The sequence below is a fragment of the Kribbella deserti genome, assembly GCF_042434725.1.
Taxonomy (GTDB): domain Bacteria; phylum Actinomycetota; class Actinomycetes; order Propionibacteriales; family Kribbellaceae; genus Kribbella; species Kribbella deserti.
On record NZ_JBHLTC010000014.1, the window covers coordinates 283,067 to 306,293 of the forward strand.

At 67.7% G+C, this 23,227-nt stretch carries 21 protein-coding genes; 9 read left to right on the plus strand and 12 right to left on the minus strand.

What is annotated here, in order from left to right:
- Positions 1–115: 115 nt before the first annotated feature.
- On the minus strand, positions 116–727 hold the full coding sequence (locus ACFFGN_RS12850) for a hypothetical protein (RefSeq protein ID WP_380046863.1): 612 nt from the start codon (positions 725–727) through the stop codon (positions 116–118).
- Between the two features lie 106 nt (positions 728–833).
- On the opposite strand from ACFFGN_RS12850, the gene ACFFGN_RS12855 reads away from it, so the two are divergent.
- From ACFFGN_RS12855 to ACFFGN_RS12870, 4 genes are all read left to right on the plus strand, one after another.
- The gene (locus ACFFGN_RS12855) at positions 834–1,904 is read left to right on the plus strand and encodes a substrate-binding domain-containing protein (RefSeq protein WP_380046865.1); all 1,071 of its coding nucleotides are present in this window, start codon (positions 834–836) and stop codon (positions 1,902–1,904) included.
- 88 nt (positions 1,905–1,992) lie between these two features.
- Positions 1,993–3,270 carry an extracellular solute-binding protein gene (locus ACFFGN_RS12860; RefSeq protein WP_380046867.1) on the plus strand — a complete coding sequence of 426 codons (1,278 nt, stop codon included), beginning with the start codon at positions 1,993–1,995 and terminating at the stop codon, positions 3,268–3,270.
- Positions 3,267–4,169, plus strand: coding sequence for a carbohydrate ABC transporter permease (locus ACFFGN_RS12865; RefSeq protein WP_380046869.1), 903 nt, complete (start codon positions 3,267–3,269; stop codon positions 4,167–4,169). The genes ACFFGN_RS12860 and ACFFGN_RS12865 overlap by 4 nt, the downstream gene beginning before the upstream one ends.
- Positions 4,162–5,079 carry a carbohydrate ABC transporter permease gene (locus ACFFGN_RS12870; protein WP_380046871.1) on the plus strand — a complete coding sequence of 306 codons (918 nt, stop codon included), beginning with the start codon at positions 4,162–4,164 and terminating at the stop codon, positions 5,077–5,079. The genes ACFFGN_RS12865 and ACFFGN_RS12870 overlap by 8 nt, the downstream gene beginning before the upstream one ends.
- Before the next feature lie 62 nt (positions 5,080–5,141).
- On the opposite strand, the gene ACFFGN_RS12875 is transcribed toward ACFFGN_RS12870, so the two are convergent.
- From ACFFGN_RS12875 to ACFFGN_RS12890, 4 genes are all read right to left on the minus strand, one after another.
- Positions 5,142–6,557, minus strand: a complete 1,416-nt coding sequence (locus tag ACFFGN_RS12875; protein WP_380046873.1) for a pre-peptidase C-terminal domain-containing protein — start codon at positions 6,555–6,557, stop codon at positions 5,142–5,144.
- Between the two features lie 116 nt (positions 6,558–6,673).
- Positions 6,674–8,116, minus strand: coding sequence for a M12 family metallo-peptidase (locus tag ACFFGN_RS12880; RefSeq protein WP_380046875.1), 1,443 nt, complete (start codon positions 8,114–8,116; stop codon positions 6,674–6,676).
- A 293-nt stretch (positions 8,117–8,409) separates the two neighbouring features.
- Positions 8,410–9,519, minus strand: coding sequence for a zinc-dependent alcohol dehydrogenase family protein (locus ACFFGN_RS12885; protein ID WP_380046877.1), 1,110 nt, complete (start codon positions 9,517–9,519; stop codon positions 8,410–8,412).
- Complete coding sequence (locus tag ACFFGN_RS12890) at positions 9,516–9,929, minus strand: acyl-CoA thioesterase (protein ID WP_380046879.1); 414 nt, start codon at positions 9,927–9,929, stop codon at positions 9,516–9,518. Before ACFFGN_RS12890 ends, ACFFGN_RS12885 begins: the two co-directional genes overlap by 4 nt.
- Positions 9,930–9,952: 23 nt before the next feature.
- On the opposite strand from ACFFGN_RS12890, the gene ACFFGN_RS12895 reads away from it, so the two are divergent.
- The 3 genes from ACFFGN_RS12895 to ACFFGN_RS12905 are packed head-to-tail and all read left to right on the plus strand — an operon-like array spanning position 9,953 to position 12,914.
- On the plus strand, positions 9,953–10,603 hold the full coding sequence (locus ACFFGN_RS12895; RefSeq protein ID WP_380046881.1) for an alpha/beta fold hydrolase: 651 nt from the start codon (positions 9,953–9,955) through the stop codon (positions 10,601–10,603).
- A 50-nt stretch (positions 10,604–10,653) separates the two neighbouring features.
- Positions 10,654–11,583 (plus strand): acyl-ACP desaturase, encoded by a 930-nt coding sequence (locus ACFFGN_RS12900; protein ID WP_380046883.1) that lies wholly within the window; start codon positions 10,654–10,656, stop codon positions 11,581–11,583.
- A 56-nt stretch (positions 11,584–11,639) separates the two neighbouring features.
- Positions 11,640–12,914, plus strand: coding sequence for an MFS transporter (locus ACFFGN_RS12905; protein ID WP_380046885.1), 1,275 nt, complete (start codon positions 11,640–11,642; stop codon positions 12,912–12,914).
- A 129-nt stretch (positions 12,915–13,043) separates the two neighbouring features.
- Here the strand turns inward: ACFFGN_RS12905 and ACFFGN_RS12910 are convergent, their stop codons facing one another.
- The 5 genes from ACFFGN_RS12910 to ACFFGN_RS12930 form a co-directional block, all read right to left on the minus strand.
- Positions 13,044–13,547: a multidrug transporter gene (locus tag ACFFGN_RS12910; protein WP_380046887.1), complete on the minus strand. Its 504-nt coding sequence runs from the start codon at positions 13,545–13,547 to the stop codon at positions 13,044–13,046.
- A 289-nt stretch (positions 13,548–13,836) separates the two neighbouring features.
- Complete coding sequence (locus ACFFGN_RS12915; RefSeq protein WP_380046889.1) at positions 13,837–15,021, minus strand: ABC transporter permease; 1,185 nt, start codon at positions 15,019–15,021, stop codon at positions 13,837–13,839.
- 80 nt (positions 15,022–15,101) lie between these two features.
- Positions 15,102–15,773 carry an ABC transporter ATP-binding protein gene (locus ACFFGN_RS12920; protein ID WP_380046891.1) on the minus strand — a complete coding sequence of 224 codons (672 nt, stop codon included), beginning with the start codon at positions 15,771–15,773 and terminating at the stop codon, positions 15,102–15,104.
- A complete protein-coding gene (locus tag ACFFGN_RS12925; RefSeq protein ID WP_380046893.1) occupies positions 15,770–17,206 on the minus strand; it encodes a peptidoglycan-binding protein in 1,437 nt (478 codons plus the stop codon). Before ACFFGN_RS12925 ends, ACFFGN_RS12920 begins: the two co-directional genes overlap by 4 nt.
- Positions 17,203–18,288, minus strand: coding sequence for a hypothetical protein (locus ACFFGN_RS12930; RefSeq protein ID WP_380046895.1), 1,086 nt, complete (start codon positions 18,286–18,288; stop codon positions 17,203–17,205). The genes ACFFGN_RS12925 and ACFFGN_RS12930 overlap by 4 nt, the downstream gene beginning before the upstream one ends.
- A 136-nt stretch (positions 18,289–18,424) precedes the next feature.
- On the opposite strand from ACFFGN_RS12930, the gene ACFFGN_RS12935 reads away from it, so the two are divergent.
- Both ACFFGN_RS12935 and ACFFGN_RS12940 read left to right on the plus strand, forming a co-directional pair.
- Complete coding sequence (locus tag ACFFGN_RS12935) at positions 18,425–19,153, plus strand: response regulator transcription factor (RefSeq protein ID WP_380046897.1); 729 nt, start codon at positions 18,425–18,427, stop codon at positions 19,151–19,153.
- Positions 19,143–21,026, plus strand: a complete 1,884-nt coding sequence (locus tag ACFFGN_RS12940; protein WP_380046899.1) for a sensor histidine kinase — start codon at positions 19,143–19,145, stop codon at positions 21,024–21,026. Before ACFFGN_RS12935 ends, ACFFGN_RS12940 begins: the two co-directional genes overlap by 11 nt.
- A 264-nt stretch (positions 21,027–21,290) precedes the next feature.
- Here ACFFGN_RS12940 and ACFFGN_RS12945 read toward each other — a convergent pair whose 3' ends face one another.
- Both ACFFGN_RS12945 and ACFFGN_RS12950 read right to left on the minus strand, forming a co-directional pair.
- Positions 21,291–22,283 carry a 2-dehydropantoate 2-reductase gene (locus ACFFGN_RS12945; RefSeq protein ID WP_380046901.1) on the minus strand — a complete coding sequence of 331 codons (993 nt, stop codon included), beginning with the start codon at positions 22,281–22,283 and terminating at the stop codon, positions 21,291–21,293.
- A complete protein-coding gene (locus ACFFGN_RS12950; protein ID WP_380046903.1) occupies positions 22,280–23,227 on the minus strand; it encodes an LLM class F420-dependent oxidoreductase in 948 nt (315 codons plus the stop codon). The genes ACFFGN_RS12945 and ACFFGN_RS12950 overlap by 4 nt, the downstream gene beginning before the upstream one ends.

Here is a 23,227-nt window from a genome sequence, read left to right on the forward strand (position 1 = left end):
ACGGGAAACGCTTTCCACTCCGCACGCTAAGGCGGCCCGCCAACCCCGTCGAGAGATCTGTCCACAATCGGCCCCACTTTGCGTTCGATAAGCCCGCGCGGGACGTGAGACCGGATCAGCGGGAGTCGCGGGCGAGCCACCAGGCGAGGAAAGCGGGGACCAGGGCTGTGCCGACGAGGACGAGCGTGGGGAGTCGCGCCAGCAAGAGCAGCCAGGTCGACAGGAGAAGGATGCTGCCGGCGGCGTGGAGCGGTTTGCGCTGTACGAGCAGCCAGGCCTCCCGGCCGATCTGACGCGGCCCTGTCTCCCAAGCACTCGTCATCACCACCGCCAGGAACGCCAGGTAGAGCGCGACGAGCAGACCCGCGACCGGCACGAGCACGCCGAGCCCGATCAGCCGGATCGGATCCCCTGCCGACGCCCAGAAGAGCAGGCTGAACACCAGAACCACCGTGACAACACAAACGCCCAATCCGAAGTGCCAGAAGTTCCGCACCGCCCAGCGCAGGTTCCGCCAGTAGAGCCGCGCGATGGCGGGATGTTCCTGGGCGAGCGCCTCCGGCAGCGCGCGCTGTACCGCGATCGCGCCCGGGATGATCGTGACCACGCCGACGCAGGTGAGCAGGAACAGCACCTGCAGCAACAACACGTCGCCGATGGTGGACAGCACCGAGAAGGCGGTTTCGCCTCGTCTGGCGGGGGTTCCCGCGGCTCCTCGTTCTGCCACGTCGCTCGGCCTCCACGGAATTGGCTCTCGACGGAACGGGCCGAACCATCGATGATCGTATGATCACAAACAATCAGCCCGGTGGGAACCATCACGGGGGGAACCCATGCTTGCGCAGGAACGGCACGACCTGATCCTGGAGAACCTGAGACAGCACGGCCGGCTCCGGGTCGGGGAGCTGGCGACCGAGCTGGGGGTCTCGGTCATCACCATTCGCCGCGATCTCGGTGAGCTCGACGCGCTCGGCCTGCTGCGCCGGGTGCACGGCGGCGCGGTCGGCCTCGGCCCGGACGCGGACGTCGCCCCGGCCGGCGGTCAGCGCACGATCGGCATCGTCGTACCGAACGCGACGTTCTACTACACCGACGCGATCCGCGGCGCCGAACGCGTCGCCGACCGGTACGGCGCGCGGCTGGTGCTCGGCGTCAGCGGCTACGACCAGACGGTCGAGTCCGAGCGGATCGGCAAACTGCTCGATCTCGGTGTCACCGGCATCCTGCTCAGCACCGCGCTCGGCGACGGCCAGGCCGATCAACTGGGCGATCTACTCGACAATCTCGCCGTACCGGTGGTGCTGATGGAGCGCAGCTTCGGCTTCCCGCACGTCAGCCGCGAATTGGACCACGTTCGCACCGATCACGCGTACGGCGCGATGGTGGCGCTGCGCCATCTCGCCTCGCTCGGGCATCGCCGGATCGGCGTCAGCCTGAGCGAGAGCGTCACGTCGTACTGGCTGCGCCGCGGGGTGGAACAGGCCGCCGGGCCGCTCGGCGTGGAGGCCTTCGTCTCGGCGACGCCACTGCCGCGGGTGGGCGAGGATCCGGCCAGCATCGCGCAGCTGGACGACTTCCTGGCCGAGTGCGAGGACTTCGGCGCGAAGGCGATCCTGGCGCACTCCGACGAGGACGCGGCCCGGCTGGCGGAGCGGGCGATGGAACGCGGCCTGCGGATTCCGCAGGACCTCGCGCTGGTGGCGTACAACGACGAGACGGCCGCGCTGGCGCTCGTACCGATGACGGCGGTGAGCCCGCCCAAACTGGCCATCGGCCGGATCGCCTGCGAGTTGCTGCTGCGCCGCCTGACCGCCGACGAGCGATTGCCCACCCAGCACCTGAGCCTGCTGCCCGAGCTGCGCATCCGGGAGTCGTGTGGAGCGTTGAATGATGATCGTTTTTGATCGTTCGACCTTGGAGTGTTGACCGGGAAAGCCCTTCCCCATACCTTCGGGGCAACTTGGACCGGGTCGCGCGCGAAGGAGCTCCCCTGTGAAACGTGGACGGCTAGCGCTGCTGCTGGCAACCAGCCTCGTCACCGGCCTGGCCGGCGCGGGCTGCGGCAACAGGGTGATCGACAAGGACACCGACGGGGTGCCGCCCGCCGAGGCAACCGGCACGCTGCGGGTGCTGATCCCCTCGTTCCCCACCAGTACGAAGGGCAAGGAGGCCTTCGACGCGGTCGTGGCGGACTTCAAGAAGGTCTATCCGAAGCTGAAGGTCGAGGCGAACTTCGTCACGTACTCGACGCTGAACGAGAAGATCTCCACCTCGATCGCGGCGGGCATTCCGTACGACGTGATGGTCACCGGCGTCGGCTGGATCCAGCCGTTCGCGTCGAAGCGGATCTTCGCCGATCTCGCCGACTACGGCGTGACGCCGGAGCTGATCAAACAGCAGAGCGTCGCGGCCCTGATCCCGGCGGCCACCTACCAGGACCGGTTGTACGCCTATCCCCTGATCGCGGACGCCCGCGCGGCGGCCCTGCGGATCAGCGCCTTCAAGGAGGCAGGCCTGGATCCGGACAAGCCGCCGGTGACGATGGCCGAGCTGAAGGCCACCGCGGAGAAGCTGACCAAGCGCGACGCCAACGGCACGATCACCCGGCCCGGCTTCGACATGTTCTCGCCGAACGGTTTCCGGCAGGCCTACACCACGTTCCTGGCCTCCACCGGCACCCCGTTGTACGTCGACGGCCAGCCGAACTACAACAACCAGATGGGTCTGGAGACGCTGGAATGGATCAAGTCGATGATCGGTAACGTCCAGGTCTTCGGTCAGCAGAACGCGGCCCAGCAGCCCATGGTGCTCACTGGTGAGGCCGCGATGGGCATGGTCGGTGGCGCGGTGGACTGCTCCGAGAAGGGCATCGGCCAGAAGAACTGCGACGACCTCAAGTTCTTCCGGTACAACAACGGCAAGGAGGTCGAGTTCGTCGGCGGCGACCTGGCCTCGATCGGCTCGCGCAGCAAGCACAAGTTGGCCGCCTGGGCGTTCATCCAGGCGCTGTCCAAGCCGAGTTCGCTGGACGCGATGGCCAAGCTCAACCGCAAGATCCCCGCCTACAAGGACGCGGTCAACTCGCCGCAGGCCAAGTCGAACCCGCTCAGCAAGTTCGTCGCGGGTGGGCTCGAACTCGCCGTGTACGAAGGCGGTTCGGCCAACTGGCTGGAGATGCGGGCGAACTTCGACGCGCAGCTGACCCAGGCCGTACTCGGCCAGAAGGACCCGGCCAAGGTGCTGGCGAACCTGGCAGGGCAGTCCCGATGAGCGCGACGATCAGCGCGAAACCCGGCCGCAAGCTGATCTCCGGGCAGGTCCGGGCCGGCTGGCTGCTGCTGTCGCCGGCGTTGCTGCACTCGTTCATCTTCATCCTGATCCCGGTCGGCGCGGCGATCGTGCTGAGCTTCACCGACTACAGCTTCGGTGATTCCTGGTCGTGGGTCGGCTTCGAGAACTACGGCGAGCTGTTCAAGGACCAGGACTTCCGCGCCGCCTTGTGGAACACCATCGTGTACGCGGTGGTCGTGATCCCGGTGTCGATGGCGGTCGCGCTGGTGATCGCACTCGGGCTGAACCAGAAGGTGCGCGCGATCGGCTTCTTCCGGACCGCGTTCTACCTGCCGACCGTGACCGCAACCGTGGCCATCGCCACGATCTGGCTGTGGATCTTCAACCCTGGTTCGGGTCTGGCCAACGGCGTGTTCAGTTTGTTCGGGCTGGCGCCGGCGCAGTGGCTGACCGATCCCGACACGGCCCTGCCGTCGCTGATGATCGTCGGCATCTGGCAAGGGCTCGGCGCCAAGATGATCATCTACCTGGCCGCGCTGCAAGGCGTTTCGCGGGACCTGCTCGAGGCCTCGTCACTCGACGGCGCCGGCCGCTGGCAGACCTTTCGCAACGTCACCTGGCCCGCGCTCGGACCGGTGCAGTTCTTCGTTCTGATCACCTCGATCGTCGGCACGTTCCAGGTGTTCGACCTGGTCTACGTGATGACCAAGGGTGGTCCCGGCACCGAGACCACCGTGCTGGTGCTCGACATCTACCAGAACGCGTTCCAGGCGTTGCGGCTCGGCTTCGCCTCCGCCGAGACGGTCATGATGATGATCCTGATCGCCGCCTTCATCGGTCTGGGACGCCTGATCCAGAAGGCGGATGCCAATGACTAGCACCGCGATTCCCACCACCGCGGCCGCGAGCACCGTGGCCGGCCGGAAGCCGTCCGGCGGCTGGGGCCGGGTCCTGCTGTACGTGTTCCTGAGCTTCGGCGCGCTGCTGATGATCGTGCCGTTCCTGTGGATGGTGCTGACGGCGTTCAAGAACGATCTCGAGATCGCCAGTTTCCGCTGGTTGCCGGGTGAGCTGCGCTGGCGCAACTTCGTCGAGGCCATGCAGACGGCGCCGTTCCTGCGCTACTTCCGAAACAGCCTGCTGATCGCGCTCGGCGAGACCGCCTTCACGCTCGCCGTCTGCACCACCGCCGGTTACGCGCTGGCCAAGTTGCCGATCCGCGGTTCGAAGGCGCTGCTGAACTACTTCATTCTGCTGCTGCTCGTACCGTTCCAGATCATCCTGGTGCCGCTGTTTCTGGTGGTGAAGTCGATTCCGCTGTTCGGCGGCAACAACGTGCTCGGCCAGGGCGGTATCGGCTGGCTGAACTCGTGGTGGGGCCTGATCATCCCGCTGGGCGCCGCGCCGTTGTTCACGTTCCTGGCTCGCCAGTTCTACGTGTCGATCCCGAGCGAGCTGGCTCAGGCCGCGCGGGTCGACGGGCTCGGGGAGTTCGGGATCTTCCTGCGGATCATGACCCCGTTGGTGAAACCGGCCCTGATCACGATCGCGGTGTTCCAGATCGAGGCCGCGTGGAACGGGTTTCTGTGGCCGTTGATGATCACCACGTCTGATTCGCTCCGGCCACTTCAGCTGGGTCTCGCGATCTTCGCGCAGAACCCGGCCGAGGTGCAGTGGCCTTACCTGATGGCCGGAACCGCCCTCGCGACCTTGCCGATGATCGTGATGTTCGTCTTCGCGCAGAAGCGGTTTGTCGAAGGCATGGCGAACGTCGGTCTCAAGGGCTGATCCGCCTCCTGCCTGTCCGTACGGCGCATCCCTCCTGCCCGGGGGTGCGCCGTACGGCTGTTTCAGGCCTTGCTGACGGTAAGGGTGAAGCCGCCGCGGCTGCCGTAGGTGGTGTAGCCGGTGGACAGCGGGTCGCCGTAGCCGGTGCCGGCCACGCGCAGGTAGTAGGTGCCGGGCTGCAGGTTCTGCGTGATGGCGGCGTTCAGGCCGGTCGGCGTACCAGCGTCGGTTTGGCCCGCGGCCGGGTTGTTCGTGCCGACGACGGTGCCGGCCGAGTTCAGCAGATCGAGCTTGATGTCGAGGTTGCCGCCGATCGCAGCCGCGGTGGCGTTTGCGGTGTAGTTGCCCGCGGCACCGATCTCCACGCGGAAGACGTCCACGTCATCGGCGGTGGCGCTCACCCCGGCGATCGGCGTACCGATGGTGAGGACTGTCGCGGTCGACGTACCGTTGCCGTGGTCGTCGGCCCGCAGCGGTAGCCCGTGTGAACCCGCGACGGCGAAGTCGTCCTCGGGATTGCTGGCGCCGGAGTACTCGCCCTTGCTCCACTGGCTGATTCCGCGGTAGTAGCCGACGCCCATGATCGGAGCCCACGCGCCATGGCCTTCGTAGTACCCCTGGCTCGCGGTGCCGTCGTGTCCGAGGCCGATGTTGTGCCCGGCTTCGTGCGAGGCGGCCTCGGCCAGGTTCTTCGCGCCCGTACCGACTCCTCGGGTGAAGACCAGCGCGGGCTGGTAGTAGTCGTGGTTGCCGGGAGTGTCGTACACCCCGATATAGGCGACACCACCACAGCCACAGCCGCTTTCGTACCAGGTGTCCGGATCGATCAGTACGCGCGTACCGAACTGCTGGTCGTTCGCGTCGGTCCGGTCGATCGCGGCCTGCGGCGGTGCCTGGGTGGTGACGTCCACGTCGAACGGCGCGTAGTCCTCCGCGACCCGGGTCCACACGTCACGAACGACATCCTGCTCGGCGGTCCCGAACACGGCCGGATTGCCGTCGGTGTCGTACGGCGTGACGTTCACGGTGGCGGGCTTGCCGTCGGTGTTCCAGGCGGTACCGGTGATGGTGTGACCGTCGAAGTCGAGGTAGATGACCCGGTTCGCGCCGGGTTTGCTGTGGAGTTCGAAGGCGGGGCCTTCGGCGGCGGCGACGGCCTTCTTGGCCCAGCGCGGCGACAGCTCCGAGCGGGTGGCCGCGGGGGCGGTTGGTTCGCGGAAGAACAACCGGCCGTCGGTATCGAGCCAGGCCGTCTTGTCGGAGGCCAACGTCTTCAGCAGTTGCGCCTCGGGCAACCGGTTGCGCTGGGCAACATCGTCGAGCTCGATCTGGCCGAGCGCGGCTCTGCCCTGTGTCGGTTGATCGAGAACCCGGTCGATCGGTGCGGGTGCGGCGCCGGCATTGACGGCCAGCGCGGCGAAGGCGACGGCACCGGCGGTGACGAGGGCGCCGGTACGGCGGAAGGTGGTGCTGCGCATATGGAATCCCTTTCAAAGGAAGGATTCCCCCCAGGACAACGGGCCGGACCCTGGTCTTTCGGCCAGGGCCCGGCCCGGAATTTCGGTTACTGCGGTAGTGCTGCGGTGCTGCTGGATCAGCCCGCGGTGACGCGTACGGAGTAGGCGCCGCGGCTGCCGTACGTCGAGTAGCCGGTGTTCAGCGGGTTGCCGTAACCGGCGTTGTCGACGCGCAGGTAGTAGCGGCCCGCGGCGACCTGCCGGTTGATGCTCGCACTCAGACCGGTCGGCGTGGCCGAGTTGGTCTGGCCCGAGGCCGGGTCCGCCGTGGCGATGACCGCGCCGGACGAGTTCAGCAGCTCGAGCTTGATGTCGAGGTTGCCACCGACCGGTGCGGAGTTGGCCGCGAAGGTGAAGGTGCCGGCCGAGACGTCGATGCGGAAGACGTCCACGTCGGGCCCGGTCGCGTACACGCCGTTGACGGTCGTGCCGAGCGTCAGGGCCGTCGCGTTCGCCGTACCGTCGCCGTGGTCGTCCGCGCGCAGGGCGAGGCCGTTGGAGCCGACGACGCCGTAGTCGTCTTCCTTGTTGTTGGCGTTGCTGTACTCACCGTTGCTCCACTGCGTGATCGCCTTGGAGTAGCCGACGCCCATGATCGGGGCCCACGCGTTGTGGCCGGTGTAGTAGCCCTGCGACGAGGTGCCGTCGTGGCTGAGGCCGACGTTGTGCCCGGCTTCGTGCGAGGCGGCCTCGGCGATGTTCTTCGCGCCGGTGCCGACACCCTTGGTGAAGACCAGGGCGGGCTGGTAGTACGCGTGGTTGCTGCTGTTGTCGTAGACGCCCACGTAGGCGACGCCGCCACAGCCACAGCCGGACTGGTACCAGGTGCCCGGGTCGATCAGGACGCGCGTGCCGTACTGCAAGTCGGACGAACCGCTCCGGGTGATCGCGGACTCGGCCGGCGCCTGGGTGGTGACGTTCACGTCGAACGGCGAGTAGTCCTCCGCGACGCGTTGCCAGACCGCGCGCACGACGTCCTGCTCCGCGGTGCTGAAGACGCCCGGGTTGCCGTCGGTGTCGTACGCCCCGACGTTCACGGTGGCGGGCTTGCCGTTGGTGTTCCAGGCGGTGCCGGTGATGGTGTGACCATCGAAGTCCAGGTAGATCACCCGGTTCGAGCCGGGCTTGCTGTTCAGCTGGAAGGCGGGCCCGGTGGCGGCCACGACGGCCTGCTTGGCCCAGCGCGGAGCGGGCTCGCTGGCCTTCTCGGCCTTGGTGGCCGCGGGCTCCTTGTAGAACAGCCGGCCGTCGCGGTCGAGCCACGCGGCCTTGTCGGTGGCCAGAATGCCGAGCAGCTTCTGCTCGGCGAGGCCGTTGCGCTCGGCCAGCTCGGCCAGGCGCGGCTTGACCGCGGTCAGGGCGGTCTTGCCCTGGGTGGGCTGACCGAGAACCTTGTCGATCGGCTGACGGTCGAGAATCGGTTGCGCACCTGCGGAACCACCGGCCTGGACGGCAAGGGCGGTGAACAGGGCGGCACCGGTGGCGACCAAAGCACCGGTGCGGCGGAACCTGCTGTGCATGGAACCCTCCTCAAGGACTCCTGGTGGCCGCCCACAGGGTCCATGCGAAAGGGGCGAATCGCACGGCAGGGTCTGGGGCGGACCAATGCCTCACTTGTCGTACGCAACTGCGCACTCTGCGTAGAGTGCCGTAATCCAGTCGAGATGTGAACAGTTTTGCCCGGAAATCTCACCGGATTTGACCTTCGCAAGGGCATTCCTCTGCCGACTTCTCCCCCTGCGCCGACCTCGCGTAGGTCTTCGCAGAGGGCTACGCGCGGTTCGCGCGGGCTAGAGCAGGGACTACCTGCGGGCTAGAGCAGGACTACCTGGCGTACGGCGGTACCGGCGGCCAGGCGGTCGAAGGCCTCGTTAAGGTCCTCCAGCGCCAGGGTGTCGCTCAAGAGGCGGTCGACCGGCAGACGGCCTGCCCGGTACAAGGCGATGTAGCGCGGGATATCCCGGCTCGGGACCGCCGAACCCAGGTAGCACCCCTTCACCGTGCGTTCCTCCGCTACGAGGCTCACTGCCGGGATGCTGAAGTTCTGCGAGGGATGCGGCAGCCCGACCGTCACAGTGGTCCCACCCCGGGCAGTGGACGCGTAGGCCTGTCCAAGCACTGCACCGCTTCCAACCGTCTCGAAGGCGTAGTCCGCTCCACCGCCGGTAATGTCCCTTACAGCCTCTACCGCATCTTCTACGGAGGCATCCACGGTATGAGTGGCACCTAGCTCCTTGGCCAGCTCTAGCTTGCCCGGTACGACGTCCACCGCGACGAGGGGATGCGCACCGACCAGGCGCGCGCCTAGCAGGGCCGAGAGCCCGACACCACCTAGGCCGAACACCACCGCGCTCCGCCCGGCCTGCAGCCTCGCGGTGTTCACGACTGCCCCGACGCCGGTCAGGACCGCGCAACCGAACAACGCCGCGATCTCCGGCGGTAGGCCCGGGTCGATCTTCACCGCGGATCGGGCCGATACGACCGCGTGATCGGCAAAACCCGACACTCCCAGGTGATGGTTGATCCCGTCACCCAGGCGCCGTACGCCCGAGAGCAGGGTGCCCGCGACGTTGGCGGCCGCACCTGGTTCGCACAGCGCGGCCCGGCCCTCGGCGCAAGGCCCGCACGCACCGCAGGCCGGTACGAAGGCGAAGGCGACGGTGTCACCCGGCTGGAAGCCGTTGGCCTCGGAGGTGACGACTACACCCGTGGCCTCGTGTCCGAGCAACATGGGCATCACCCGAGGCCTTGAACCGTCTACCACCGACAGGTCGGAGTGACAGAGGCCGGCGGCTTGTACCCGGACCAGGAGTTCGCCCGGGCCGGGAGGCGCTAGGTCTACCTCTTCGATCTGCAGCGGCCGGGACTCGGCGTACGGCGCGGCAAGGCCCATGTCCCGCAGTACGGCGCCTCTGACCTTCATGCGAGTCCTTCCAGCGCGGTGCGGATGGCCTTCGGCATTGGCACGGGTCTGCGATCAGTCCTGGCCACGAATACGTGTACGAATCGGCCGAGCGCGGCCAAGTCGGGAGAACCCGCCGGGAAGAGCCCGATCTCGTAGGTGACGCTGGAGTTGCCCAGCTTCGCCACGCGCAGTCCGGCGTCCACCGAGCCCGGGAAGGCCAGGGACTGCTTGAACGTGCACTGCGACTCCACGCACAGCCCGATCGCCGTACCGCTGTGGATGTCCAGACCACCCTCGCGGATCAGGAAATCGTTGATGACGGTGTCGAAGAAGCTGTAGTACTCCACGTTGTTCACGTGGCCGTACACGTCGTTGTCCTTCCAACGCGTACCAATCGCCAGGAAGTGCGGGAACTCGGACCGATCCATCCAGCCACCATAAGGTCGTACGGGTGACCTTCGTACTCCTTCCCGGTGCGTGCTGCACCAGCTGGCATTGGCATCCCCTGACCGCCGAACTCACCAAGCGCGGCCACGACGTCGTACCCGTCGAGATCCCGTGGCAGGACCCAGAAGCGGGACTAGCGCGGTACGTCGACGCAGTGGTCGATGCCGTCGGCGACCGTCCCAACCCCGTGACGCTGGTCGCACACTCGCTGAGCGGATTCACCGCTCCCCTGGTGTGCGAACGCCTTCCCGTCGGGCTGATCGTTTTCGTGGCCGGGATGATCCCTCGCCCGGGCGAATCAGTCGAAGAGTGGTGGACGAACACGGCGTACGTCGCGCCCGAATCCGGCGACACCTTCTTCCACGACCTGCCGGCGGAACTCGCGGCCGAAGGCGAGCGGCGCCTCACCGAAATGCTCGGCCAGGGGATGAGCGAGCCCTGGCCGCTCGAGCGGTTCCCGGCGGTGCCCGTGCGAGCGGTGATCGGCGCGGAGGACCGGTTCTTCCCGGCGGATTTCCTGCGCCGGGTGACGCTCGAACGCCTCGGCGTGGAGGTGGACGAGATGCCGGGGGCGCATTTCCCGATGCTCGGTCATCCGGTGGAACTGGCGGATCTGCTGGAGGGTTATCAGGACGCAAAACCTACGCGACCGTAACTTACGGTGCCGTAGGGTGGAGGGACTACCGCCGCCCGAGGAGGATCGTGATGACGGACAAGCTGGTGTCGAACCTGCTGCACGAGCTGGAGCCGGTGGTCGAGGAGAACCTCAACCGCCATCTCGCGATCACCAAGGACTGGAACCCGCACGACTACGTGCCGTGGAGCGAGGGCCGCGACTTCGCGTTCCTCGGTGGTGAGGACTGGGCGCCGGACCAGTCCCGGCTCGATCCGGTCGCCAAGATCGCGATGATCACGAACCTGCTGACCGAGGACAACCTGCCGTCGTACCACCGGGAGATCGCGGTGCAGTTCGGCCTCGACGGGCCGTGGGGTACCTGGGTCGGCCGCTGGACCGCGGAGGAAGGCCGGCACGGTATCGCGCTGCGCGACTACCTGATCGTGACGCGCGGCGTCGACCCGGTCGAGCTCGAGCAGGCCCGGATGGCGCACATGACCGTCGGGCACGCGGTCGACAAGAACATGCTGGAGACCATCGCGTATGTGAGCTTCCAGGAGCTCGCCACCCGGGTCTCGCACCGCAACACCGGTAAGGCCACCGGCTGCCCGATCGCGGACCAGCTGCTGGCCCGGATCGCCGCCGACGAGAACCTGCACATGATCTTCTACCGGAACCTGGTCTCGGCCGCGTTCGAGGTCAACCCGAACGAGACGATGCGGGCCGTCGCCAACGAGGTGACCGACTTCTCGATGCCGGGCGCCACCATGGACGGCTTCATCCGGAACTCGGTCACGATCGCGAAGGCCGGAATCTACGATCTGCGCCTGCACCACGACGAGGTCGTCGCGCCGATCCTGCGCAAGTGGAACGTGTTCGACCGCGAGGACCTGACCGGCGACGGCGCCAAGGCCCGCGACGAACTGGGCGAGTTCATGACCGCCCTGGACGCGCAGGCCAGCCGCTTCGTCGAACAACGCGCCAAACTCCGCGAGCGTCAGGCGGCCCGGACCGTCTGACCTGGTCCCTGACTTGGCACCGGGCCGCCGCTGGGTGGTCTGGGTAGAGTCGCGGCGTGCAGTTCATCCGCGACCTCGTCAGGTTGCTCCGAAGGCCCGACTTCCGCAGGCTCTTCGCCGTTCGGCTGACCTCTCAGCTGGGCGACGGCGTGTTCCAGGTCGCCCTCGCGTCGTACGTGCTGTTCTCGCCCGAACGCGCGCCCGACGCCGCCGCGATCGCGGGCCTGTTCGCGGTCGCCCTACTGCCGTACTCGATCCTTGGCCCGTTCACCGGCGTACTGCTGGACCGGTGGTCCCGGCGCCAGATCCTCTTCGGGGCGAACCTCACCCGGGCCGCGCTGGTCCTGGTCGTCGCGGCGATCGTGGCCGCCGGGAACGCCGGAGCGCTGTTCTACCTGGCGGTCCTGCTCACGCTCGGGGTGAACCGCTTCCTGCTGTCAGGCCTCTCCGCCGGCCTCCCGCACGTGGTGGACCGCGACGAACTGGTGATGGCCAACGCGGTCACGCCGACTTCCGGAACCGCCTCGTTCATGGTCGGCGGTGGCCTCGGCGCGCTGATCAAGCTGGTCACCGACTCGGACCTGATCGTGCTCGGTACGACGTCCGCCGTCTACGTGGCGGCCGCCTGCCTGGCCCTGCGGCTCGGGCGGCGCCAGCTCGGGCCAGACCTGAGCGGGGAAGAACCCGGTCTAGCCGAGGCAGTCCGCAGTATCGCCGCAGGCCTCGTCGACGGCGGACGCCACCTCCGCGAACGCCGCCAGGCCGCACTCGGTCTAGCCGCCATCGGGTCGCTCCGGTTCTTCTTCGGGCTAGTGACCGTCGGGATGATCCTGCTGTACCGGAACCACTTCTACGGCCCGGGCCAACTAGACCAAGCCTTCGGCGCCCTAGCCCTCGCAACCGCCATGGTCGGCGCCGGGCTGTTCGTAGCCGCCCTGGTCACCCCCTGGGCCACCCGCAAGATGAGCCTGCGCCAATGGATCACCGGGCTATTCGTAGCTGCCGCGGTAGTAACGGCCTTCCCCGGCGGGCTCTACACCCAACCGGCCCTGCTGATCGCGGGATTCCTCACCGGCTTTTGCGCCCAAGGCGTCAAGATCAGCGTGGACACCCTGGTACAAACCGGCGTAGACGACGTCTACCGCGGCCGGGTCTTCTCCCTCTACGACATGATCTTCAACGTCGCCCAGGTATCCGCCGCCGCCCTCGGCGCACTCGTCCTCCCCGACTCCGGCAAGTCCTACCCAGTCCTCGCCCTCATCATCCTCGGCTTCGCCCTAACCTCCCTCACCTACTCCCGCCTCTCCCGCACCCCCCTCCCCACCGCCTAACCAACTCCCCCCGCCACGCCGTGTATCCCGCTCATCGGACGCTTGTGACGCGGCGTGTCGCCGTTCATCGGACGCTTGCGACCGGACCCTGGCGTGTCATCGGACCCTTGTGACGCGGCGTGTCGGCGTTCATCGGACGCTTGTGACCATCGCGCGGCCGAGGTCCCGCGCGAGGTGAGACCGGTGGAGTCGGCGAGTCCGGACGAGCCGGGCCAGGTCGTTGCGGTTGTCGTGCATCAACTGGAAGTGGAAGTAGTTGATGTGCTCCAGTACCGCGAAGAACCACAGGGCGATCCCCGGCCAGAACCCGGCGGCGGGACCACTCCCCGTGAGTACGCCGAGGGCGATCGCGCCGGCTACCAGCAAGGCGAGGTTGGCCTTGAGCAGCACCCGATAAGCCCTCATCCCCGCAGGCAAGGGCGTTGCGGCCGAGAGTTGCCGGACCTTCAGCCACCAATACGTGCCGCCCTCGGCCAGGATGACCGCGACCAGGACCAGCCCGATCAGGTTGGCGGCGGTCACCGGCATACCGAGCACCGCGATGAACACGTACGACAACAACGGGATATTGACGAACTCCAGCACAGCCAGCATTCGCAGCCGCCGAAGTACGAGTGGAGTCGTAGAGCGCATCCCGCGAGTATCCCCCACCCCCTTGGCGTTCGGTCGTCGGAATACGGCCGGTATCCAAGGCGAATTCCGACTGAACGCCTGGTCCGCGGCGGCCCCGATTGGCGCGACTCCGACTGGCGGGTGGACGGTCACAAGCGTCCGATGAATGCCGACACGCCGCGTCACAAGGGTCTGATGACACGCGGGGGCGCGGTCACAAGCGTCCGATGAACGGCGACACGCCGCGTCACAAGCGTCCGATGAGCGGGGGTGGGGACGCTCGCCGGCCCCTCAACCGGCGAGCGTCGGATCAGGTGCCGCGGAGGGCGGTGATGGGTTCGATGGCGGAGGCCTTCCAGGCGGGGTAGGTGCCGGCTATGAGGCCGATTACCGCGCCCAGGAAGGGAGAACCGGCTGCTAGGCGGGGATCGAGCAGTGGGGTCCAGTCGTTGACGGCGGAGACGATGACCGTGAGCAGTACGCCGACGGCCGTGCCGAGTAGTCCGCCGAGGAATCCCACGATCACGCTCTCCACCAGGAATTGCCCGGCGACGTGCCGACGGGCTGCTCCGAGTGCGCGGCGTAGGCCGATCTCGGAGACGCGTTCGAGTACCGAGAGCAGGGTGACGTTCGCGATGCCGAGGCCTCCGACGAGCAAGGCGACCGCGCCCAGTAAGAGGAACAACGCGTTCAGGTCGGTTTCGACGCCCCGGCGTACTTGGCCCTGGGTGGGTGGTGCGTCGACCTGCAACGACTCGGGCTGGTTCGGGTTGATCGCTACCGGGGCCTGGCCGGCGATCAACTGGGCCGCGCCCACCTGGGTACGGATCTCGACGGCGTCGGGGGATTTCAGCTGGTACGCCGTTTTGGCCGTACCGTTCGGCATGATCACCCCGTCGAGCAGTTCGGCCCGGCCCACGACCGAGTCGAGAATGCCGATCACGGTGTAGGCCTCGTCGCCGATGAAGACCGCGGGCTGCGAGTCGACCCGGTTGATACCAAGGCGTTCCGCCGCATGCTTGCCGAGGACAACCACCTTGTCGGCGCGCTGGTCGTGCCCACTGTCGAAGAATCGCCCCGTGCGCAGAACCGACCGTACGGCGTCGAACAGCCCGGGTGATCCCGCCAGGATCGGGAGCTGGTGCCCGTCCTTCTGGCCGTCGAGGCCTGCCACACTTCGTACAAGGTCCTCGCCGACTTGGAGCGTGCTGAAACTACCGACGGCGTCGACGCCGTTCAGGCGCTTGATGCGTTCGGGCGCGTCCCAAGGCAGTTCCGCGGCGGCTTGGTCGTCGGCGCGGTCACCTGGTGATACGACCACCCGGGTGGCTGCGGCCAGGTCGAAGCGCTGGGTGATCTGCCCGGCCGCGGTTTGGCCTAGGCCGATCGTGCCGACCAGGGCCGCGATGCCGAGGACCGTTCCGAGCGTGGTGAGGATCAGCCGCGTCGGCCGGGCCGCTACGCCCGCGAGAGCCTCGTCCAGTAGATCCCGCACAGCCGGTCCGCGCGTCCGCTTCCCCTGCTTGCTCCCAACCAGGCCGGGCCGCGAAAAGCGAGGCCGGGAGAAGCGGGGCCTCACCACTGGAGGGTCCCGTCGACGATGCGGACCCGGCGTTGGGCGCGATGGCTGACGTGATCGTCGTGGGTGATGACGGCCAGCGTCATACCGTCACGATGCAGCTCGTCGAACAACTCCAGGATCGCCTCGGCATTGCCCGTGTCGAGGTTTCCGGTCGGCTCGTCCGCCAACAGCAGCGACGGTTCGGCCACCAAAGCCCGGGCGATCGCGACCCGCTGGCGTTCACCACCCGACAGGGTCGTTGGCGCGAAGTCCATCCGATGACCGAGGCTGACCCGTTCCAGCGCCACCCGCGCCCGGGCCATTCGCTCGCGCCGGGGCACTCCGACGTACACCATCGAGAGTGCGACGTTCTCCAGCACGGTTCGATGGTCGAGCAGGTGGAACGACTGGAAGACAAACCCGATCCGTTCACCACGCAGTACGGCGCGACGCCGGTCCGGCAGGCTGGAAGTGTCCACGCCGTCCAGGCGGTAGATCCCGTCACTAGGCTTGTCGAGTAGTCCGAGCAAGTGCAGCAACGTGGACTTGCCCGAGCCGGATGGACCGACTATCGACAGGTACTCCCCTTCCTTGATGGTCAGGTCGATCTGCCGGATCGCCTGTACCTCGGGCGGTCCGGGGAACACCCTGCGGACGCCGACCATCTCCACCACCGGTGCGGTCATTTGCCGACCACAACCTGATCGCCTTCGGCCAACTGTCCACCGACGGGCTTGATCTCGGCGAAGCCGTCCGCCGACAACCCGACCTCGACGCGGACCAACTCGATCTTGCCGTTGCGAAGTACCTCAACCCGCGACTCGCCGTCCGGCCCGGCAGAGAGCGCCGAGGTGGGTACGGCGAGCACCTTGCCCTGGGTGCTCTTCACCGGGATGGTGACTCGTACGTTCGCCGAGCGCAGTCGTTCGAGCTGCGGACCGGTCAGGCTCTTCGGACTGATCACGACGTTCCAGCCGTCCTCGGCCCGGGTGATCCGGGTAACGCGGGCGGGGATGAGCTTGCCGTCGCCGAGATCCAGGCTCGCGTTCATACCGCCCTTGAGCAGGTCCTTGGTATCGGCGTCGACCTTGATCGTCACCACCAGCGAGGCTCCGCTGACCGACATCACGTTGCCGTTGACGAGGGTGCCGCGACTGACGTTCACCTTGTCGACGCGACGCGGCAGGCTCTTCACATAAACGACCTCGGACACCGGCAGCGGCGTACCGGCCTCCGCCTGGGCCTTCACCAGCGCGTCCTTCGCGTCGGTCAGCCGGTCCTCGGCGTCGGACAACGCGGACTTCTCGATCGAGCTGTCCCGCTCCTTCAGCAGGTCCCGGCGCTGCGCCTTCGCCAGCTCCAGCCGATCCTTCGCCGCCGCGTAGGCCCTCGCGTTACCGCGCGCGGTACGCAGTTCCCGCTCGGCGGCCTCGACGTCATTGTTCGCCTGAACGAGCGCCGCCTCGGATGGACCGGCCGTGGCCTGCTTGAGCGCGCGCTTCGCGTTCCGTACGCCGTCCTGGGCCGACTTCACCTGCTGCTTCGCCTGGTCGACCGCGCTCTTGTACTGCGGGTCGACCTCGGGCGCCTCGTATCCGGCGGCCCGGAACAACCGGGCGACGGCCGAACCCGTGTCCGAGGTGTACACCCCGTCCACCGTGCCCGGATCGAACTTCAGCCGGCGCAAAACCTGCTCCAGCTGCAGTACGTCGGGCCCGCGCGAACCCGGCCGGAGCGCGCGGTACATCGGTAGCGCCCCGGCCAGCGCGATCACGGGCCGGCCGGTGATCTCGAGAATCGCCTTGCCCTCGGTGACGTTCGCGCCGACCGCGGGCACCTTGCCCGTCACCACGGCCGGCGTACCGAGTCCGGAGGTCTCCACCCGGAGGTCGACCGCGCCGTCGAACGACGCGTCACCGCGGGAGACGACCTTGCTGGCCAGTGCGCGCTTCTCCACCGGCACGGTGATCTGCGAGGCCTTCGGTGCCGCGGTCCGCGCGGCGGCGTCCTCGGGGGAGGCGATCCGGCTGCCCGCCAGGACGCCCACCCCCAAGGCCGCGACCGCGATCGAGGAAACGCTCACCAGCACCCGGCGGCGGGAGCGGGGTGATGGAGTCACTTGCCACCCTTGTCGTTCGAGGTGATCTCCTTGTACTGCTCGAGCTGCGCCTTGTTGTCCTTGACGAACTCGGCCTCCAGCTCGTACTGCACCTTCTTGTAGGACTCGTCGTACCCGGCCTGGCGGCACTTGTGGTCCTGCACGGCCAGCGCGATCTCGTCCTTGCGCAGCTCGGCCGCCTTGGCCGGATCGACGTCCTTGAGCGTCGGCATCTTCATCACGCCAGACTTCGGCGGCGTGGCCGGCCGGCCACCACTGGTGAGCGCCTGCATCCGCTCGTGGATCTTGGTCCGGCCGTCGTCGACCTTGCGCAGCCCGCTGTGACCGGCGTCGGCCATACAGTCGGACCACTTCTGCGCCGCCTCGGTCACGCGCGGGTCGGACTCGATCCGCTTGCGCAGGGTTTCGAGGTCCTTGAAAAGGCTGTCGAACTTGTTCAGATCCGGGGCGTCCTTGTCACCGGGTTTGCCGTACACCTGCTCGATCGCGTCGCCGCGGCAGCCCATGTTCTCCGGCACCTTCGCGCTCGACTTCTCCCCCGGCTTACTGATCACGACCCCGCCGCCGGCCATCGCCGAATCCCCGTCGAGCGCCTTGTCATACGCCTTCTGTGCCGTCGGCGACAACTTGGCGCGGATCTTGCTGTTCGGATCGTCGCCTTGATCGGCCGCCGTGATCGACGCGAAGTCGATGGTGGAGATGCCGTAGCCGTACTGCGCCGCGAACTTGTCCGGCGGCAGGGAGAACGCCTCGTCGAACTTCGACTTCTTGTCCCCGGTCTCCGGCTGGGTGACGACGTACTCGAAGCCCTCCTTCTTCATACAGGCGGCGGTCAGTTCGCCGATCTTGCGCTGGTCGGCCAGCTCCTTCTCCGACGACTGCTCGCCGCCGATCCGGATCGCCCGCGATGCGACCATCGATCCCCCACCGCCACTGAACATCTCTCCCATGTACTGCGCCAGCGGGCTCTTGCCGTCATTCCCGGCGCCCGCGTTCTTCTCCTCGGCCGGGCCGCCTCCGCAGCCGGCGACCGCCAGCAACGTGAGTACGGCGAGGGCCACCGGCTTGTGTGCTCTGCTCATGCCGAGCAGCCTGGCGGCAGGGCTGTGAAGAAGCTGTGAAGGAGCTGTTCGGCTCCCGTGCTTTTCCCGGTGCTTTCCTGGCCGGCCCTCAGCAGACCTTCATAGAATCCTCACGATCGGCTGCCACACTGCCAACGTGGCAGCCCGGATCCTCGTCGCCGAAGACGATCACAAACAGGCCGAACTGATCCGCCGCTACCTCGAGCGCGACGGCCATTCCACCGTTGTCGTGCACGACGGGCGCGCGGCGATCGAGGAGGCCCGCCGGCGTGCGCCCGATCTGCTGGTGCTCGACGTGATGATGCCCAAGGTCGACGGCTTGGACGTGACCCGGGTTTTACGGGCCGAGGGCAACATTCCGATCATCTTGCTGACCGCCAGGTCCACCGAGGACGACCTGCTGCTGGGGCTCGACCTCGGCGCGGACGACTACCTGACCAAGCCGTACAACCCGCGCGAACTGGTCGCCCGGGTGCGGACCGTCCTGCGCCGCGCGGGTACGGCGGCCGCAGCGCAGGTCTACCAGGTGGGCGACCTGGTGATCGATCCGGTCCGGCACGAGGTCTCCCTCGCCGGGCGGCTGGTCGAAGTGACGCCGGCCGAGTTCAAGATCCTGGCCTGCCTGGCGGCGTCACCCGGGCGTGCGTTCACCCGGCAGCAGCTGCTGGAACACGCCTTCGGCTTCGAGCACTACGTGTTCGACCGGACGATCGACGTGCACGTGATGAACCTGCGCAAGAAGCTCGAGGCGGCGCCGGCCCGGCCGTCGTACCTGCTGACCGTGTACGGCGTCGGCTACAAGCTGACCGACAAACTCGTCAGCAAGACCAAGCTCGCGAGCGAGGCGCCGGCCGATGCGTCGTAGCGTGTTGCTGCGGTTCCTCGCGTTGTCCCTGGCCGTCGCGCTCGGGGCGGTGATCGCGACCGCCGTGATCGCGACGTACAGCACGTCGGAACAACTGCAGGGCGAGTTCGACCAGTCGGCCACCCAACTGGACGCGGACGGGCGGATCTATGGCGAGCTGCTGGAGTACGCCGCGAACCACGCCGACTGGTCCGGCGTCGGCACGCTGGTCGGCCAACTGGCGAATCAGACCGGACGCCGCATCGCCGTCACGGCTCCCGACGGCAAGGTCATCGCCGACTCCGCCAGGACCCTCGGTGCCGCCCCCGAACTCCCGGGCCGGCCGGCGGGCACCCTCGACGTACTGAATCAAAGCGCCTCGATGGTCGCGTCCTTCTCCGCGGGTGGCGGCGTCGCGCTGCGGCGGGCCATTCCGGCGCCCGGAATCGCTGCCACCACGGTCTATTCCACCGGCACCTCGGTCGGATCGCCGTACTGGCGGATGACCGACGCCGAACGCCGGCACCGCAAGGCCCTGGGCGAAGCCGCCGTCACCTGTCTCCAGGCCAGAGGCTTCGCCGCGGAGCTGATCGAGGATCCGAACGGGCTTCCGGACCTCGGTATTCGCACGGTGCTCGCCAACGGTTCCACCGAGTTCGTGTACGTCGATCCGCAAGTCGACCAGTACGCCGCCTGCGTTCCGTCCGGATTGCGCGCCGCCAGCGCGGCCGCCCGGGCCCTGAACGCCGAAGAGGTCTCCCGGGCGACGGCCTGCCTGGACGAACGCGGCGAGGCGTACGACCGGGTGCCGGATGGGCTGGGCCTCAGCCATGTCCAGCCGGTGCAGTCGAGCAATGCGAGCGCGTCGTCGCCGATCACGGAGTGGTTCGAGACCTGTACCAACGAGGCCCGGGCGACAACATTCAAGCCGTACGTCGCTCCGCAGGCGTTGCTCTTCCTCGGCGAGGCCAACCGCTTCAACGTGTTCTCCGGCGAAGGCCTGCTCCGGACGGCGGCGACGGCGCTCGGCGTACTACTGATCGCGAGCCTGGTAATGGTTTTCGCCGGCCGGCGGCTGGTTCGCCCGATTCTCGCCCTCACCGGCGCCGCCCAGCAGATGGCCTCGGGCCGGCGCGGCACCCGCGTACCGGTCACCGGCATGGACGAGGTGGCCCGGCTGGGGCACGCCTTCAACGCGATGGCTGCGTCGATCGAGCAGCACGACCACCAGCGCAAGGCGATGGTGAGCGACGTCGCGCACGAACTGCGAACCCCGCTCGCCAATATCAAGGGCTATCTCGTCGCGTCCGAGGACGGCGTCGTACCGCTCGACCGGGCGCTGGTCGGATCACTGCTGGAGGAGGCGGATCTGCTTGAGCGACTGGTGATCGATCTGCAGGACCTGGCGCTCGCCGATGCGGGCAAGTTGCGCCTGCATCCCGAACGACGCGACCTGGCGGATCTCGCCCAGCAGGTGGTTGCCGCGTTCGGCGTCGAGGCCGAGGTCGCCGAGGTGACGTTGACCGCGTCCGTGGCAGGGCCGGTGTTCGCGATGGTTGATGGCGCGCGGATCCGGCAGGCGATCGGCAATCTGGTGTCGAACGCGCTGCGCTTCACGCCGGCGGGTGGCCAGGTGACGGTTTCGGTCCGTACGTCGGATGGCCGCGCCACCATCGAGGTCAGCGACACGGGGGTTGGCATCGCGGCGGAACATCTGCCGCGGTTGTTCGACCGGTTCTACCGCGTGGACGAGTCGCGGAGCCGGGAGACGGGTGGCAGCGGGCTCGGGCTGGCCATCACCAAGCACTTGATCGAGGCACACCACGGCCGGATCGGTGTAGCCAGCGTTCCCGGCAAGGGCTCTACGTTCTCGCTAGAGCTGCCCTGCGAGTGAGTCGCGGCTTCGCTGGTTTCGCGGCGGGGGTTAGCGACGAGGCGTCGCACTGCGGACACCTTGTCGGAGCCGAGCACTCCAAACGGCGCCTGAGCAGGGATTATTACCCCTGTCAGGACCCGGTTCCGCCTGCTAGGGCCCTACTTTCCCCGCTAGGACGGCGCCCGCCAACCCCGTGGTCGACGCAACGCCGTGACGTCCACGTGAATCTCGCGAGTGGTCGTGTGCACGGGTCCACTCGCGGGAGGTGAGTGGGCAGCTGCTCTAGCTCGGGGCGGTTAGGTGGTGGAGGAGGGTGGCGGCGGGGTAGGGGGTGGGGGTTTGTTCGGACTGGTGGATCAGGGTGGTTATGCGGGTGTTGATGGGGGTGGGGATGCCGAGGGAGGCGCCTAGGGTGGTTATTTCGCCGTTGAGGTAGTCGATCTCGGTGGGGCGGCCGGCTTGCAGGTCTTCCCACATGGAGGAGCGGGCCAGGGGATCGATGGCGAGCATTCGGCCGGCCAGGCGGCGGAAGAGCCAGTCCGGTAGCCGCAGGATTCTCGGCATCAGGCGTGCCGGGACGGCGGTCAGCTGAGCTGGTTCGATCCCGGCGGCCTTCAAGACCACCAGAGCTTCCGACTGCGCGGCCGCGAGGCATAGCCGATACCCGCGTTGCGACAACTCGTCGCGCAGAGGTAGATCCGACAACGCGTTGATCGGGTTGTTCAGGTTGAGCAAGAGCTTCGCCCATTGCACCGGCGCCATATCGGCGTGCTCGGTCAACGGCAGGCCTGCCGCCTCGAAGGCCGGCGCGTACGAGGACAGCCCGGGCTCGACGTCCAAGAACCCTTCGGTGCCTTGATGAAAGACCCCATCACCACGGTTCAGCACGTTGAACGGCACCATGCCGGTCACCACCCGATGCCCGGGCAGGGCCGCGCGCAGGACCGATGCGTTGCGCAGGCCGTTCTGGAAGCTCACCACCACCGCGTCCGGCTTGAGCACCTTCGCCAGTTCGGCCCCGGCGGTCGCAGTACCGGCCGACTTCACCGTCACCAGGACCAGATCGGCCTCAGCCGCGGCCTCGGGCACCACCTCGAACCGCACCGCATTCACCCGCAGCTCCGCACCGCGGAAGTCCGTAAGCCGCAGGCCGTTCGACGCCACCTCGGCGGCCAGGCGCGGACGGCCGACGAACGTGACGTCACTACCCGACGCCGCAAGCCGCCCACCGACGTAGCACCCGATGCCGCCGGCGCCGTACACGCAGATCTTCACGACAGTGCGAGTGATCGGGCCGTGCTGAGCAGATCGGTGCCCGTCGGCAGTGCGGCGATGATCGGCGTATCCAGCCCGTTCGCCAGATAGCGATCGATATGCGCGCGACACTCGTCCGGCGAACCGTGCACGATCAACTCGTCGATCAGCGAGACCGGTACGGCGGCCATGGCGGCGTTCTTGTCCCCCGCGGCCCACGCCTGCCGCATCGGCTTCATCAGCTCCGCCCGGCCGAGCCAGTCGTGGAAGGCCGCATAACCCGGCACAGTCAGGTACGTCGCGATCAGGAATCGCCCGATGTTGCGGGCCATCTCCGCGTCCTCGGTGGCACAGACGAAAATCCGCGCGGCCAGTTCCTTGTCCGGCCCGAGTTCGGCCCGCACCTTGCGTACGTCGTCCACGGACAACCAGTTGGTGATCGCGCCATCGGCCTCCCGCGCGGCCAGGTGCAGCATCTGCGGACGCAACGCCGCGAGCATGATCGGCGGCGCGATGTCCGGCGCCTTCTCCAACCGGAACCGCCGGATCGTGAACGAGTCGAACTCGCCGTCCACCTTCTCCCCCGCCAGCGCCGTCTTCAGAAAGCGCAGCACGTCGCGGGTCCGGGCGTACGGCGGGTCGTAGCTGATCCCGTTCCACCCGGTCACGATCGTCTCCGAGCTGGCTCCGATCCCGAGCACGAACCGCCCGGGCGCGAGGTCTGCCAGCGCGGCGGCGCTCATCGCGAGGGCGGCGGGACCACGCGTGTGCACGGGCACTACCGCCGTACCAAGGCGCAGCTGGTCGTCCCACTCGGACGCGAGCACCAACGGCGTGAAGGCGTCCGAACCGGCCACCTCGGCCGACCAGAGATCGGTATAACCCAGCGAGGCCAGTTCGCTGATCAGCGAACGGTGCTCCCGGATCGGTACACCGGTGAGCGGAACGGTGAGACCCCAGGCCAT